Source organism: Streptomyces sp. NPDC056835 (assembly GCF_042789485.1).
Classification (GTDB): domain Bacteria; phylum Actinomycetota; class Actinomycetes; order Streptomycetales; family Streptomycetaceae; genus Streptomyces.
Window position 1 is genome coordinate 26,166 of the sequence record NZ_JBHUBB010000042.1, and the last position, 14,628, is coordinate 40,793.

Genomic DNA, 14,628 nt, shown 5'->3' on the forward strand with positions numbered 1-14,628 from the left:
GGACTCACTCGCCGATGAAGTCCTCAAGATCGCGTACAAGCGCGGCCTTGGGCTTGGCGCCGACGATGGTCTTGGCGACCTCACCGTTCTGGTACACGTTCAGCGTCGGGATGGACATGACGCCGTACTTGGCGGCCGTGGCCGGGTTCTCGTCGATGTTGAGCTTGACGATCTCGATCTTGTCGCCGTGCTCGGCCGCGATCGCCTCAAGCGACGGGGCGATCTGGCGGCACGGTCCGCACCAGGCGGCCCAGAAGTCCACCAGTACGGGCTTGTCGCTCTTGAGTACGTCCTCGTCGAACGAGGCGTCGGTTACATGCTTCAGGTCGCCGGCCACGGCGGCCTCCTTAAAGTTGCGGGGTGTGGGTCGGTACAGCTGGTCAGACGGTGGCGGTCTTCTCCGGCGCGGCGTTCTCGCTGTCGCTGAGCGCGGCGAGGAAACGCTCGGCGTCGAGAGCGGCGGAGCAACCGGTGCCCGCAGCGGTGATCGCCTGGCGGTAGGTGTGGTCGACGACATCACCGGCGCCGAAGACACCGGACAAGTTCGTCCGCGTCGACGGGGCATCGACGGTGAGGTAGCCCTCGGCGTCCAGATCGAGCTGGCCCTTGAACAGCTCGGTCCGCGGGTCGTGGCCCACCGCGATGAACAGACCGGTCACGGGGAGCGGGGAAGTCTCGCCGGTCTTGGTGTTGCGCAGGGTCAGACCGGAGAGCTTCTGCTCGCCGTGGATCTCGGCGACCTCGCTGTCCCAGGCAAACTTGATTTTGGGGTCGGCGAAGGCGCGATCCTGCATGGCCTTGGAGGCACGCAGCGTGTTCCGGCGGTGGATGATCGTGACGGACTTGGCGAAGCGCGACAGGAAGGTGGCTTCCTCCATCGCGGTGTCGCCGCCACCCACCACGGCGATGTCCTGGTCCTTGAAGAAGAAGCCGTCGCAGGTCGCACACCAGGAGACGCCGCGCCCCGAGAGGGCGTCCTCGTTGGCCAGGCCGAGCTTGCGGTGCTGGGAGCCGGTCGTGACGATCACGGACTTGGCCCGGTGTACCGTGCCGGCCGTGTCGGTGACCGTCTTGATGTCACCGCTGAGGTCGACGGCGATGACATCGTCCGGGACGAGCTCGGCGCCGAAGCGCTCCGCCTGCGCCCGCATGTTGTCCATCAGGTCCGGGCCCATGATGCCGTCGCGGAAGCCCGGGAAGTTCTCCACATCGGTGGTGTTCATCAGCGCACCACCGGCGGTGACGGCGCCCTCGAAGACCAGCGGCTTCAGCGATGCACGCGCGGTGTACAGCGCGGCCGTATAGCCGGCGGGCCCGGAGCCGATGATGATCACATTACGGACGTCGCTCACGGGTTTCTTCCTCGTCTCTGCAGACTGCCTACTGGGGCCGGATCAACGACTTTCACCCCATCCAACGGATCCTACGGGTCCTGCATTCCCGAGGTGTCCTGGCTCCACGAAGGAGGGCGTCAGCGGCGGAGGTAGGCGTGCTTCAGGAAGACCTTCCCCTTGCCCGAAGGATCGCTGTCGACGCAGGCCGCGTCGATCACATAGGCCTGGACCCGGGTGCTGTCGGTAGCGTCCGGCAGCACGACGAGATAAGCACTGCTGCCCTGGTACGTGCCCGGCTCGGCGGCGAGGGCGGGCACGGTGCTGCCCGTGCCCTGCCGAACGCAAGGAGGTACCTCGGGCTCGGGCTGGAGAAGCGGCGAATTCGCTGTGCTCCGGTCACCCCCGGTGTCGCGAGGCTCCTCGGCCTTCGCCCCCCTGGACTCCTTGACGTCGGCGCCTGACGCCAGCAGCGCGTCCACGCGGCTCTGTAGCTGGGCTTCCGAGAACTCCTTGCTGCCGTTCCTCGGGGCGCTGGCCGCGGTGTCGGCCTGACCGCTGCTGTTGTCCGACACTCCGAGCGACTGAAGCAGGAGAACGCTGACGCCTACGGCCGCTGTTCCGAAGACGGCCCCCAGGACGGCATTGCGTCGGCGACGGCGGGTCTGTCCACTGCGGCCGGGGCCGGTGGCTGCCCTCGGACGGCCGGCGGGCCGGTCGGCTCGTACCGTGTCCACCACCGTGGACTCCGCCGGGCTCGGCGGGGCGGTCGGTGCGGCGATGGCCGGTGCCGTGAGGGTCCGGGGTGAGGGCTTCCGGGGCGAGAGCGATGTTTCACGTGAAACATCCACGGCCTCGTCGGGGGCGGTGGCGTTCAAAAGCGCCTCCGCCGCCAGCGCTGCATCGATACGCCCGGCGACATCCGCCGGCATCCGCGGCGGCCCGGGCAGCGTGCCGAGCAGTCCCCTGATCTCTTCGAGTGACTCATGGACGTCGGCGCACAGAGCGCAGCCATCGAGGTGGCGCCGTACATCGGCGGAACGGGACGGTGAGAGCAGTCCCTCCGTGAGATCGGAGATCTCTGAGACATCCGGGTGCTGATCCGTGTCGGTCGTGGATGTCACGCGCGCCCACCTCCGCCCTTCACTCCAGCAGGATCATTTGGTCCTGGGTCTCTTGGTTCCGATGCCGGTGGGACGGATGCCCCCGGCGTCCGGTTCCTTCCCCTGCTGAGACCGCTGTTATCCCTGGTGGCCCCGCGTAGATGCGTGAGCATGGGCAGCAGTCTGGCCCGGCCGCGCGCACAGCGGCTCTTCACCGTTCCGGTGGGTACTCCCAGAACCGCGGCGGCCTCGGCCACGGGGTAGCCCTGCATGTCGACGAGGACCAGGGCCGCCCGCTGCTCGACGGGGAGCTTGGCCAGCGCCGCCAGCAGCTCACGGTGGAGATCCTGGCGCTCCGCGGGGGCCTCCGCCGACTCGTGAGGCTCAAGAAGCTGCTCCAGCCGCTCGGTGTCGTCCACGGGGGAGGTCCTGCGTGAGGCCGCCTTACGGGCTCGGTCGAGGCAGGCATTGACGGTGATGCGGTGCAGCCAGGTGGTCACGGCCGACTGTCCGCGGAAGGTGTGGGCCGCCCGGAAAGCGGAGACCAGTGCGTCCTGGACCGCGTCGGCGGCCTCCTCCCGGTCACCCAGCGTCCGGAGGGCCACTGCCCAGAGCCGGTCCCGATGGCGCCGTACCAACTCACCGAAGGCGTGAGGGTGGCCCGCGACATGAGCGCTCAGAAGGTCCTGGTCGCTTGAGTCGCCGAGTGCGGCATCGTCCAACAGTGAGCCCCCCTCCCCTGATCCCTCAGCCGGTGAACTTGATCTCGGAGATGCCTCCGCGGAAGCGGTCGGCGGACCCGTCACGCGGCAGTTCGGTGATGTGGATCAATACGTACCGGGTTCGCACGGGCTTGTCGAGAGTGGTCTTGAGGGTTCGGCCCACCGTCTCCAGCTTGGTGAGGCGCTGCGAGAAGTCCGCGAGTGCCGATGGATCCGACGCGTCCGCACCGGCGGCGAGTACTTCGGCCTTCTGGCCGCTGCGGTACATGGCGATGTCGATACCGGACACGTCCTTCACGCTGCCCAGGTCGACGACGATTCCGCTGCCTTCCTTGCGGTCCGGTCGATTGCCGAAGTTCGGGAAGTTCTGGTACTGCGCTGTGATCCAGGCGGTGCCGGAGTCGCCGTCCGCGGAGTTCGGTGCGAGTTCGGGCTTTATCCCGGACCCGCTGGGCATGAACTCCGTCGCGTCGGCGATCCGGAGCGGCTTGAGGGGCTTGGGCGCCTTGTCGTCGTCGGTGACCGGCTGGGTGGGCGTGGTGTCGCTCTCGCTGCCCCCGTCGAGGAGGCGGTCGGCGACCTGCCAGCTGCCGAGTCCCAGCGCGGCGATGAGGAGCGCGGCGACGGTCCACTTGAGCGCCTTGCCGGTACGGCTCTGCAGCGGGGGCGGCGGGGGCGCCACCGGAGGGAGGGGAGGCGCCCCGAGGCCGGGCTGTGAGCGTCCGTAGGTGCCCTGCTGGTAGGTGGTGCGCTGGTACTCCGGCGGGGCGGTGAACGTGGGCTCCGGCGGACGGATGCGCGGCATCTCCGCGACGGCCGCGGCCAGCTCGTCGGGGGTCGTGCACGGCGGTTCCTGGCGGGAGGCGGTGGCGCCGTCATTGATCAGGGCGCGCATGGCGAGCTCGGAGAGTCCGCGATGGATTCCGGCCCGGACCTGGTCGGGGGCGATCAGCCCGACGCCCTTGGGAAGGCCGGAGAGCCCGTACGCGTCGGCCTCGTAGGGCCAGCGCTGGGTCAGAGCCGCGTAGAGGAGCGCACCGATCGCCTCGGTGTCGGTGCGCTGCGGCCGGTCCGCGCTGATCCCGCGCAGAGCGGCGTTCACCGCGAGGCCGCGGATGCGGTACTGACCGGTGGACGTACGCAGTACCGCTCCGGGGGTCAGCCGCAGATGGGCGAGACCTTCACGGTGGGCCGCCGCCATGGCCTGGGAGACCTGGCTGACGAGCTGGTACGCCTCGTGAGCCTCCAGCGGCCCCGAGGCGAGGAGCGCGGTCAGCTCGACCGCGTCGGGCAGCCACTCGTGAACGACGTAGACGAGATCGTTCTCCTCGACGGCGTCCAGGACCTGCACGAAGCGAGGGTCGCCGAGCAGGGCGGAGGACCGGGCCGCCGCCAGTACGGTACGGGCCCGCGGATGGTCGGCCGGCAGGAGATGCACGCCAACAGCCCGGCGCAGCTTCTCATCGACCGCTCGCCAGCTGCTGAAACCGTCCAGACGGGTGACACACTCCTCCAGACGGTAGCGTCTGGCGAGTTTGTGGCCGCTGTGCAGCTCGGGCGTCGAGATGCCCGGCTCGGTGTTCTGCCGTTCGCTGCCCGTCTCCGGTGCGGACTTCTCCGCCTCGTCCTGGGCTTCCGCCAACCCGTCGGTCGTGGCCTTGCCCGCCTTGGCGGTCAGCGGCTCATCACCGCTGTTGTCGGCCACGTCGACGGCAGCCGTGCTACGTTCCGCCACCGTCGCTCCTGCCTCCCCATCCGTTGCGCACTATCCAACAGCCAAGCCAATTGTGCCCACAGTTGGACGCTATGCACGACACGCGGCAGCCAGTGATGGTTGTGCTGGACCGCGCCGCGCTTACCTTCCGAGGCGTCCGCGCACCATGCCGACCAAGGCGTTCATCTCTTCGATCCGCATCTTCTTCGCCGCGACGAAGAAGACGGCCAGCAGGGCGAGACCGCCGCCGAACAGTGCCAGCAGCGAGCTGAGGGCGCTGCTGCCCAGAGCGTTCAGGACGGCGTAGGCGATCGCGCCGGCCGCGAGGGCCCCGGGGACGGCCGCCAGGCAGAGCCGGGCGTACGTACGCAGCACGCGGCCACCGTCCAGATCGCCGCCCAGCCGGTTCCGCAGCCTGCGCCAGGCGACACCGACGCCGACCGCGTAGGCGAGGCCGTAGGAGGCGGCCATGCCGACCACGGCCCAGCGGGGGGGCAGGACCACATACGAGGCGGCGGAGGCGGCGGCGTTGACCCCGGCGACGATGACCGTGTTGTAGAAGGGCGTCCTGGTGTCCTCGTAGGCGTAGAAGCCGCGCAGGACGACGTACTGCACGGAGTACGGGATGAGTCCGAGGGCGAACGCCATCAGGATGAAGCCCATGGAGCGTGCTGATTCCAGGCCGCTGGACGAGAACATCAGGATCGACAGCGGGACACCCAGCGCGAGGAACCCGAAGGCGATCGGAACGATCGCGACCGCCGAGTTGCGCAGGCCCTGGGAGATGTCGTCACGTACCGCCCCCGGGTCGCCGTCGTGGGCGGCGCGGGAGATCCTGGGCAGCAGGGCGGCCATGACGGAGACGGTGATGATGGCCTGCGGCATGCCCCAGATCAGCTGGGCGTTGCTGTAGGCGAGGATGCCGGTGCCGTCCTTGCCGGACGCGACGCCGGCGGCGGTGGCGAGCTGGGTGACGACCAGGACACCGGCCTGGTTGGCGAGGACGAACAGAACCGTCCACTTGGCCAGCTTGACCGTCTTGCCGAGGCCGTGGCCCTTCCAGTCGAAGCGCGGGCGGAACCGGAAGCCGGTCTCACGGAGGTAGGGGATCATCGCGAGCGCCTGGACGACCAGGCCGAGCAGCGTACCGATGCCCAGCAGCCGCACGCCGTCCGGGGGGATGGTCTGCACGGTCATGCCCGAGTCGGCGGCGGTGCCGTACACCCAGATGAACAGACCGAACGTGGTGATCATGACGATGTTGTTGAGGACCGGAGTCCACATCATCGCGCCGAACTTCCCGCGCGCGTTCAGGATCTGGCCCATCACCACATGCACACCCATGAAGAAGATCGTGGGCAGGCAGTAGCGGGCGAAGGTGACGGCGACGTTGTTGGCGGCCGCGTCGCTGGCGATCGGGTCGGACATCAGACGCACCAGCCACGGCGCCCCGAACACGGCGAGGGCCACGATCGCGCCGAGCGCCACCATGACGAGGGTCAGCAGCCGGTTGGCGTAGGCGACGCCACCGTCGTCGTCGTTCTTCATCGCCCGCACGAGCTGCGGGACGAACACGGAGTTGAGACCGCCCCCGACGGTGAGGATGTAGATCATCGTCGGCAGCGTGTACGCCACGGTGAAGGAGTCACCGAGCAGTGCCGCGCCCAGCGCGGCGGTGATCACCAGGCTCCGTACGAAGCCGGTGAGCCGGGAGACCAGCGTGCCCGCGGCCATCAGGGCACTGGACTTGAGCAGACCGGCGGCCTTGCCTCCCGACTTCTTGGGGGGCGGCGGTGCGGGCGCGGCTTCGGGCTCCGGCGCGGTCAGTACCTGACCCGAGCCCTGCTGGTCGCGGTAGAGGTGAGCGAACGCGTCCGGCTGCGGGCTCTCGTCGCCGGCCCGGGAGACCAGGTCGTCGATGCCGGTGAACTGGGTGGTCCTCGGATCCTCTCCGTACGGGAGATGGCGCATCGGCCCGGAGGGCTCGGGCGGCGGGGTCTGGGCCCATACCCGGGGATCGGGCGCGTTCTGCGGGGTGGGCGGCTGCTGGTAGAGCTGATGGGCCTCCGGGTAGGTGCCGGGAGGCGGTGGCGGATGCGAGGCGCGGTCGTAAAGCGCCTCCGTCACCGGATCCTGCGCGGAAAGGTCCTGTGACCAGTAGGGGTCCCGGTTGTAGGCATCCTGGACATAGGGATCCTGGGCGGACGGCGGAGTAGGCGGAATCCGGCCCGCCGGGTCGCCACCCGCGCCCTGCCCACGGTCACCGTCGTACGGCGCGTTCATGGTTACCCCACCTCATCGTCCCCGGCCGACCGGCCACGACATCGCTCAACGGTCCACTTTCTCACCCGCGCCCGACGCGTCCGCGCTTTCCGGACCGGTGTCCGGTGTCGGGTCACTCGGCTGCCCGGGATCTGTGTCCTCAGCGGCCCGCGCGCCGTCCGTGCTCTGCGTGTCCTGCGCGTTCCCGTCCGCGCCGGTGCCGTCTGCGCTGCCCTCTCCGCCGTCCGTGTCCTCCGCGTCCTCCGCGGCGGCCTTACGGGCCACCGCGCGCTTGCGCTGGCTGTACATCTTGACCCCCGCGAGGACAAGAAGCAGCACACCGCCGGCGATGACGAGCATCACGGTGGGCGTGATCTCGGAGACCTTGACCTGGAACGTCATCGGACTGCCGTACGGCGTGCCATCCACCGTGTACAGCTGGGCGGTCACCTGCACCGGCCCGTTGGCGTTGCCCGCGCCGGTGAACTTCACCGACTGGCTGTGCCCGCCGTCGATCTTGATCGGCCGCTCCGCGACCGCGCGGTCGCCGTCCAGCTTGAGGCGTGTCGGGTTGTCGGACTTCAGGCGCAGCACCAGATTCTGGACGCCCTGCAACAACTGGTTCTGGACGGTCACCGGGATCGTCGCGCTGCGCCCCGACAGCGTCAGGACGGACTTCGGGATGAGCTTCACCTCGGTGGTGAGGCCCACCAGATAGTCCTCCACCGTGCCGCGGTACTGCTGAGCCTCCTCCGGCTCCCCACGCCACGAGGTCGACATCGCCCGGCCGATCGCGTTACCGAAGGGCGCGGCCACCCGGTCCGGAGCGCTGAGGATGGCCTGGAAGTTGTCCAGCCGCTCCTGCGTCGTCCTGATGTCCAGGAAGACCTCGGTCGACAGCTCCTGGTCGCGCAACTGCTTCGGGTAACGCGAAGAGCCGGGCACCTTGGTGGTGGCGTCCGAGTCCGGTGTCGCCGAGGCCGCCGTGATCAGATCGGACGACTCGGTCCAGCGCTCGGGGTCCAGGCCCCGCAGCGCGCGCGCCATCGACTGTGCCTGGGCGGCGCTCGGCATCCGCTGAGGAGCGACGACGATGCTGCGCTGATTCTCCGGGTCCTGGAGCGTCACGGCCAGCGACTGGGCGAGGAACTTCTGGACCGCGAGAGTGGACGCGCCCGCCTCCGACATATCCCCCTGGAAAGCGGTGGAGAGCCGGGTGTCGGCGACGACGGCTGTCGTCCCACCGCCGATCGGCCGTGCCGCGGTGGGGGTGTACGGCAGGTTGTCCTGGAGGCTGTCGCTGCGGGTGATGATCTTGTGAGCACCCGCAGAGGTGGCCACATCGACGATCGAGGGGTCGATCGCACCGTCCACGGGCCAGGCGAAGTCGACGGACGGCTTCACATGGAGGATGGTCTCCACGGTCTTCCCGGCCACATCCGTGGCGGGCTGCAGATGGCTGAGCGCACCGGACACGTCCTTGCCGCGGTGAGCCAGCGACGCCAGGTCCGGATCGGCGAACGGCAACGCGACGACCTTGCGTCCCTGCACCGCCTTCTCCAGCGCGTTGAGCCACTTGGTGGCCACGGCCTGGTTCTTGCCGGGGACGGTCGTGTCCCCGCTTCTGACCTGGTAGTTCTTGGTCATGGCGTCGGCGGTGGCGAGCAGGTCGGGGTCGATCACCCAGGTGACGGGAAGCTGATTGCCGAGGGATACCAGCTGCTCCAGCCGTCCGCCGGGGGCAAGCTCCTCCGCCAGATCGTCGTTCTCGAAGACCGGGGTCTGCTGATCGTCCGAGCCGGTCTCCGCGGACAGACGCGTCGACGAGATCAGCGGCCAGAGGACAGAGAGCTGTGTCTTCTCCTCCGTCGCGTCCGGCTGCCAGGGCAGGAAAGTGCGCTGGATACCCAGCACGTGGTCGTACTGCGCGGACGAGGTCTGTCCGGTCAGTGAGACGCCGAGCTGATAGACGCCGTCCTGGCCGAGTCCGAGCTTGCTCACCGGTACCGAGAGGGCGAAGTCCTGGGGGATGCCGACGGCGAGCTTCGGGATGGTGACCTTGTACTTGCCGCCGATCGGAGCCACATCACCCGAGGTACTGGTGCGCTCGGCGGCGTCGTCGATGGCCGTCCTGCCGTACATCCGCGGGCCGACCCGCAGATCGACCTGGGCGTCGGTGATGGTGCTCTTGCCCTCGTTGGTGACCGTCCCGGAGACGGTGAGCGTGTCGCCCTTCACCGGCGCACTGGGGGCCAGTGTGTCGAGCGACACATGGACCGTACGGGAGCCGGTGGCCGTCGGAGCGGCGTGGGCCGTGGGCGCCGCTATCCCGGCCAGCAACCCCGCCAGAAGCGGCGCTCCGGCGAGCACAGAGGCTGTGCGCCGCAGCCACCGGCGGGCAGGAGAATGACCCATCCCCTGGAAGTCTGCCGCCTCCGCCACGCGCTCGCCCGTCCCTTGTCATCGTCGGTTGCCGTTGGTGGTTGTCAATTGCCGCGTCCACGCATGGTAACGATGTGCGCTGTGGCGAAGTGCTGGGAACTGCTCCACATGATCGGAAGAATCTCATGAGCCACCGGAAACCTCCGCATCGAGGCGGGGCGGCCCGAAACCGGGGCGCCCGCGGGGGCCGCGGCACGTACCCTTTTCTGTTGTGCCGAACGCCAATGAAGACAATCCCCGTGCCCTCAGTCAGGTGCAGCGCCGTGCGGTCAGTGAACTGCTGCGGGTATCCCCCGTCGCGGACGATCTCGCGCGCCGGTTCCAGGAGGCCGGATTCACACTCGCCCTGGTCGGCGGCTCGGTCAGGGACGCCCTTCTCGGCCGGCTCGGCAATGATCTGGACTTCACGACCGATGCCCGGCCGGAGGACGTTCTGAAGATCGTCAGGCCTTGGGCGGATTCGGTGTGGGAAGTGGGGATCGCCTTCGGCACGGTCGGTGTCCAGAAGGATGCCCGGGTCGGAGATATTGACCAGCGCTTCCAGATCGAGGTGACGACGTACCGTTCGGAGGCCTACGACCGGACATCACGCAAACCCGAGGTGTCCTACGGCGACTCCATCGAGGAAGACCTCGTGCGCCGGGACTTCACGGTGAACGCGATGGCCGTCGCGCTGCCGGAGAAGGAGTTCATCGATCCCCACGGCGGGCTGGAAGACCTCGCCGCCCAGGTACTGCGCACCCCCGGCACCCCACAGGAGTCCTTCTCCGACGATCCTCTGCGGATGCTGCGGGCCGCACGGTTCGCCGCGCAGCTGGACTTCGAGGTGGCCCCCGATGTGGTCGAGGCCATGAAGGACATGTCCGGCCGTATCGAGATCGTCTCCGCAGAACGCGTACGGGACGAGCTGAACAAGCTGATCCTCTCCGCCCACCCGCGCAAGGGCCTGGCGCTGCTCGTCGACACCGGTCTCGCCGACCGGGTGCTGCCCGAGCTGCCGGCGCTGCGTCTGGAGAGTGATGAGCACCACCGGCACAAGGATGTCTACGAGCACTCGCTGATCGTCCTGGAGCAGGCCATCGACCTGGAGGAGAACGGGCCGGACCTGGTGCTGCGGCTGGCCGCGCTGCTGCACGACATCGGCAAGCCCCGGACGCGCCGCTTCGAGAAGGACGGCAGGGTCTCCTTCCATCACCATGAGGTGGTGGGCGCGAAGCTGACCAAGAAGCGGATGACCGCGCTCAAGTACTCCAACGAGATGGTGAGGGATGTCTCCCGGCTGGTGGAGCTGCACCTGCGCTTCCACGGCTACGGAACGGGCGAGTGGACCGACTCCGCGGTGCGGCGCTACGTACGTGACGCCGGGCCCCTGCTCGACAGGCTCCACAAACTGACCCGCTCGGACTGCACCACGCGCAACAAGCGCAAGGCGAGTGCTCTCTCCCGGGCCTATGACGGCCTGGAGGAGCGCATCACCCAGCTTCAGGAGAAGGAGGAGCTGGATGCCATCAGGCCCGATCTGGACGGCAACCAGATCATGGAGATCCTCGGCGTCGGCCCCGGGCCGGTGATCGGCGCGGCGTACACGTTCCTGCTGGAGCTGCGGCTGGAGAACGGACCGGTGGAGCACGACACGGCCGTCGCCGCGCTCAAGGAATGGTGGGCCGCGCAGAACTGAAACGCGCGGGGTGATGTTTCACGTGAAACATGACGCGCGCGCGATGCCCCGGGGGCGATGTTTCACGTGAAACATCGCCCCCGCGCTCCGTACATCAGGGCCGCGGCCACGCCCGCATAGAGCACGGCCACCGTCGCCACGAGCGACGCGGAGCGGCCATCCGGCGGCAGCATCACCGCGGCCACCCCCGCCGCGCCGACGAAGGCGACATTGAAGAGGACGTCGTAGAGGGAGAAGACTCGGCCGCGGAAGTCATCGTCCACCGCCGTCTGAACCACCGTGTCCGTGGCGATCTTCGCCCCCTGGGTGATCAAGCCGAGAACGAAGGCGGCGACCAGGATGGGCGTCGGCGCGAAGGTCAGCCCCAAGGCCGGCTCCAGGATGGCCGCCGCTCCCGCGCACAGTGCCATCCACCCGAACGGGCCGAGTCGTCCAGCCGCCCAGGGTGTGAGAACCGCGGCGGCGAAGAAGCCCGCACCGGAGATGCCGACGGCCAGCCCGAGCAGCGCCAGCCCGTTGTCCTCCCGATCCGTCCAGGCATATCTGCAGAGCATCAGCACCATCACCGTCAGCGCCCCGTAGCAGAAGCGCATCACGGTCATGGCTGCCAGCGCTCCGGCCGCCGCCCGTCGCTTCGCCAGATGCCGCACCCCGTCCGCGAGTCCATGCGTCGTGGCGGACAGGGCGGCACGCAGTCGGGGCCGGCCCCGTGACGACGCTCCGGGGCCCAGCAGTTCGCGTGCCAGCAGGAGCGAGGCGAGCGCCCCGCAGAGATAGAGGGCGGCGCCCAGCAGAACCACGGCCGCGTCGGAGTCCGCGACCGTCAGCCGTACGACGAAGGCGAGTCCGCCGCCCGCGGTCGCGGCGAGCGTTCCGGCAGTCGGAGAAAGCGAGTTGGCGAGGACGAGCCGCTCGTCGTCGACCACACGCGGCAGGGCGGCCGAGAGTCCGGCGAGAACGAACCGGTTGACGGCGGTTACGCACAGCGCCGAGACATAGAAGAGCCAGTCGGGCACGGAGGCCACGATCAACACCGCCGTGCAGCCCGCGAGAAGGGCCCGCAGCAGATTCCCGTACAGAAAGACCTGGCGGCGCTGCCAGCGGTCCAGCAGCAGTCCGGCGAACGGGCCGATCAGTGAATACGGCAGCAGGAGCACGGCCATAGCGGAGGCGATCGCGCCGGGCGAGGTCTGTTTCTCCGGGGAGAAGACGACGTACGTGGCGAGCGCCACCTGGAAGACACCGTCGGCCGCCTGGGAGAGCAGCCGGACCGCCAGCAGTCGGCGGAAGTTTCCGAGGCGCAGGAGCACACGCAGATCACGCACGACAGACATTGAGCCAGCGTCACATACGCGGCTCCCGCATGGACGAGAAGGGTCCCCGGACCAGCAGTCCGGGGACCCTTCTCATCGTGACGGGGGAGGACCCGGTCTAGCGCTCGACCTCGCCGGCGATGAACTTCTCGACGTTCTCGCGGGCTTGGTCGTCGAAGTACTGGACCGGCGGCGACTTCATGAAGTACGAGGACGCGGAGAGGATGGGGCCACCGATACCGCGGTCCTTGGCGATCTTCGCGGCGCGCACCGCGTCGATGATGACACCCGCGGAGTTCGGGGAGTCCCAGACCTCCAGCTTGTACTCCAGGTTCAGCGGGACATCACCGAAGGCACGGCCCTCAAGGCGGACGTACGCCCACTTGCGGTCGTCGAGCCAGGCGACGTAGTCCGACGGGCCGATGTGAACGTTGTCGGCGCCCAGGTCACGGTCCGGGATCTGGGAGGTGACGGCCTGCGTCTTCGAGATCTTCTTGGACTCCAGGCGCTCACGCTCCAGCATGTTCTTGAAGTCCATGTTGCCGCCGACGTTCAGCTGCATCGTGCGATCCAGGACAACGCCCCGGTCCTCGAAGAGCTTCGCCATGACGCGGTGCGTGATCGTGGCGCCGACCTGGGACTTGATGTCGTCACCGACGATCGGGACACCGGCCTCGGTGAACTTGTCCGCCCACTCCTTCGTGCCGGCGATGAAGACCGGGAGGGCGTTGACGAAGGCGACCTTGGCATCGATGGCGCACTGCGCGTAGTACTTCGCGGCGTCGTCGGAACCCACGGGCAGGTAGCAGACCAGGACATCGACCTGCTTGTCCTTGAGGGTCTGGACGATGTCCGCCGGCGCCTCGGGGGACTCCTCGATCGTCTGGCGGTAGTACTTGCCCAGACCGTCGAGGGTGTGGCCGCGCTGGACGGTGACGCCCGAGGACGGCACGTCACAGATCTTGATGGTGTTGTTCTCGCTGGCGCCGATGGCGTCCGCGAGGTCGAGGCCGACCTTCTTCGCATCAACGTCGAAGGCGGCCACGAACTCGATGTCCCGCACGTGGTACTCGCCGAACTGGACGTGCATCAGCCCCGGTACCTTGCCCGCCGGGTCGGCGTCCTTGTAGTACTCGACGCCCTGCACCAGTGAGGCGGCGCAGTTGCCCACGCCGACGATGGCTACGCGTACCGAACCCATTCCGGTTGCTCCCTGTGTGATGTCAGTGTTCGTGATGAAACCCTGCGGAGATGCAGGACCTCACTTGGTGGTGTCCGCGGACGGATCCGGCGGGCCGGGATGTCCCGGAGGCATGCCTCCGGAAGACGCGGCATCCCGGTGCCGGGGCAGGCCGTCCGCTTCACCTGATGTGCCTTCCTGCTCAGCGGGGCTCCCGGGGCCGGACCGTCTCTGATCCCGTCCCGCCCGCTCGCTTTCGATGAGCTCGTTCAGCCAGCGCACCTCGCGCTCCACGGACTCCATGCCGTGCCGCTGAAGCTCCAGCGTGTAGTCGTCGAGGCGCTCGCGGGTACGGGCCAGGGAGGCGCGCATCTTCTCCAGACGCTCCTCCAGCCTGCTGCGGCGGCCTTCCAGCACCCGCATCCGCACCTCACGTTCCGTCTGTCCGAAGAAGGCGAACCGAGCCGCGAAGTGCTCGTCCTCCCAGGCGTCGGGACCGGTGTGGGACAGCAGCTCCTCGAAGTGCTCCTTACCTTCCGCCGTCAGCCGGTAGACGATTTTGGCGCGGCGCCCCGCCAGCGAAGCGGCGAGCGCGTCCTCCGGAGCGCTCCCCGGCTCCTCGATCAACCAGCCGTTGGCGACCAGCGTCTTGAGGCAGGGATAGAGCGTCCCGTAACTGAAGGCGCGGAAGATCCCCAGCGAGGTATTGAGCCGTTTCCGCAGCTCATAGCCGTGCATGGGGGACTCGCGGAGCAGACCGAGGACAGCGAACTCAAGGATGCCCGAGCGTCTGCTCACCCGTCGCCTCCTTCGCTGTCCGGACTCTTATGCCGTACTGATGTATCGACTCGATACATCCCGACGATAGAACGGAGTGGAGGTC

The 14,628-nt window shown here is 68.4% G+C and carries 11 protein-coding genes; 1 reads left to right on the forward strand and 10 read right to left on the reverse strand.

What is annotated here, in order from left to right:
• Nucleotides 1-4: 4 nt before the first annotated feature.
• The 7 genes from trxA to ACFRMN_RS33960 all read right to left on the reverse strand — a co-directional run bounded on the left by trxA (nt 5) and on the right by ACFRMN_RS33960 (nt 9,574).
• On the reverse strand, nt 5-337 hold the full coding sequence (gene trxA / locus ACFRMN_RS33930) for a thioredoxin (RefSeq protein ID WP_030354367.1): 333 nt from the start codon (nt 335-337) through the stop codon (nt 5-7).
• Nucleotides 338-380: 43 nt separating this feature from the next.
• Nucleotides 381-1,352 carry a thioredoxin-disulfide reductase gene (trxB, locus tag ACFRMN_RS33935; RefSeq protein ID WP_383027160.1) on the reverse strand — a complete coding sequence of 324 codons (972 nt, stop codon included), beginning with the start codon at nt 1,350-1,352 and terminating at the stop codon, nt 381-383.
• A 119-nt stretch (nt 1,353-1,471) separates the two neighbouring features.
• The gene (locus ACFRMN_RS33940) at nt 1,472-2,455 is read right to left on the reverse strand and encodes a hypothetical protein (protein WP_383027162.1); all 984 of its coding nucleotides are present in this window, start codon (nt 2,453-2,455) and stop codon (nt 1,472-1,474) included.
• Nucleotides 2,452-3,156, reverse strand: coding sequence for an RNA polymerase sigma factor SigM (gene sigM, locus ACFRMN_RS33945; protein WP_383027165.1), 705 nt, complete (start codon nt 3,154-3,156; stop codon nt 2,452-2,454). The genes ACFRMN_RS33940 and sigM overlap by 4 nt, the downstream gene beginning before the upstream one ends.
• Nucleotides 3,157-3,181: 25 nt before the next feature.
• Entirely contained in the window at nt 3,182-4,891 is a 1,710-nt protein-coding gene (locus tag ACFRMN_RS33950; protein WP_383027168.1) for a protein kinase family protein, read from the reverse strand.
• Nucleotides 4,892-5,011: 120 nt separating this feature from the next.
• Nucleotides 5,012-7,153, reverse strand: coding sequence for a murein biosynthesis integral membrane protein MurJ (gene murJ / locus ACFRMN_RS33955; RefSeq protein ID WP_383027170.1), 2,142 nt, complete (start codon nt 7,151-7,153; stop codon nt 5,012-5,014).
• Between the two features lie 45 nt (nt 7,154-7,198).
• Nucleotides 7,199-9,574, reverse strand: a complete 2,376-nt coding sequence (locus tag ACFRMN_RS33960; protein WP_383027173.1) for a DUF6049 family protein — start codon at nt 9,572-9,574, stop codon at nt 7,199-7,201.
• A 211-nt stretch (nt 9,575-9,785) separates the two neighbouring features.
• Here ACFRMN_RS33960 and ACFRMN_RS33965 point away from each other — a divergent pair, with 211 nt between their 5' ends.
• Nucleotides 9,786-11,252: a CCA tRNA nucleotidyltransferase gene (locus tag ACFRMN_RS33965; protein WP_383027176.1), complete on the forward strand. Its 1,467-nt coding sequence runs from the start codon at nt 9,786-9,788 to the stop codon at nt 11,250-11,252.
• 62 nt (nt 11,253-11,314) lie between these two features.
• Here the strand turns inward: ACFRMN_RS33965 and ACFRMN_RS33970 are convergent, their stop codons facing one another.
• The 3 genes from ACFRMN_RS33970 to ACFRMN_RS33980 form a co-directional block, all read right to left on the reverse strand.
• Nucleotides 11,315-12,586, reverse strand: a complete 1,272-nt coding sequence (locus ACFRMN_RS33970; RefSeq protein ID WP_383027179.1) for an MFS transporter — start codon at nt 12,584-12,586, stop codon at nt 11,315-11,317.
• A gap of 97 nt (nt 12,587-12,683) precedes the next feature.
• Nucleotides 12,684-13,766, reverse strand: a complete 1,083-nt coding sequence (locus ACFRMN_RS33975; RefSeq protein ID WP_030354358.1) for an inositol-3-phosphate synthase — start codon at nt 13,764-13,766, stop codon at nt 12,684-12,686.
• Between the two features lie 60 nt (nt 13,767-13,826).
• Nucleotides 13,827-14,543 carry a helix-turn-helix transcriptional regulator gene (locus tag ACFRMN_RS33980; protein ID WP_383027181.1) on the reverse strand — a complete coding sequence of 239 codons (717 nt, stop codon included), beginning with the start codon at nt 14,541-14,543 and terminating at the stop codon, nt 13,827-13,829.
• Nucleotides 14,544-14,628: the final 85 nt, after the last annotated feature.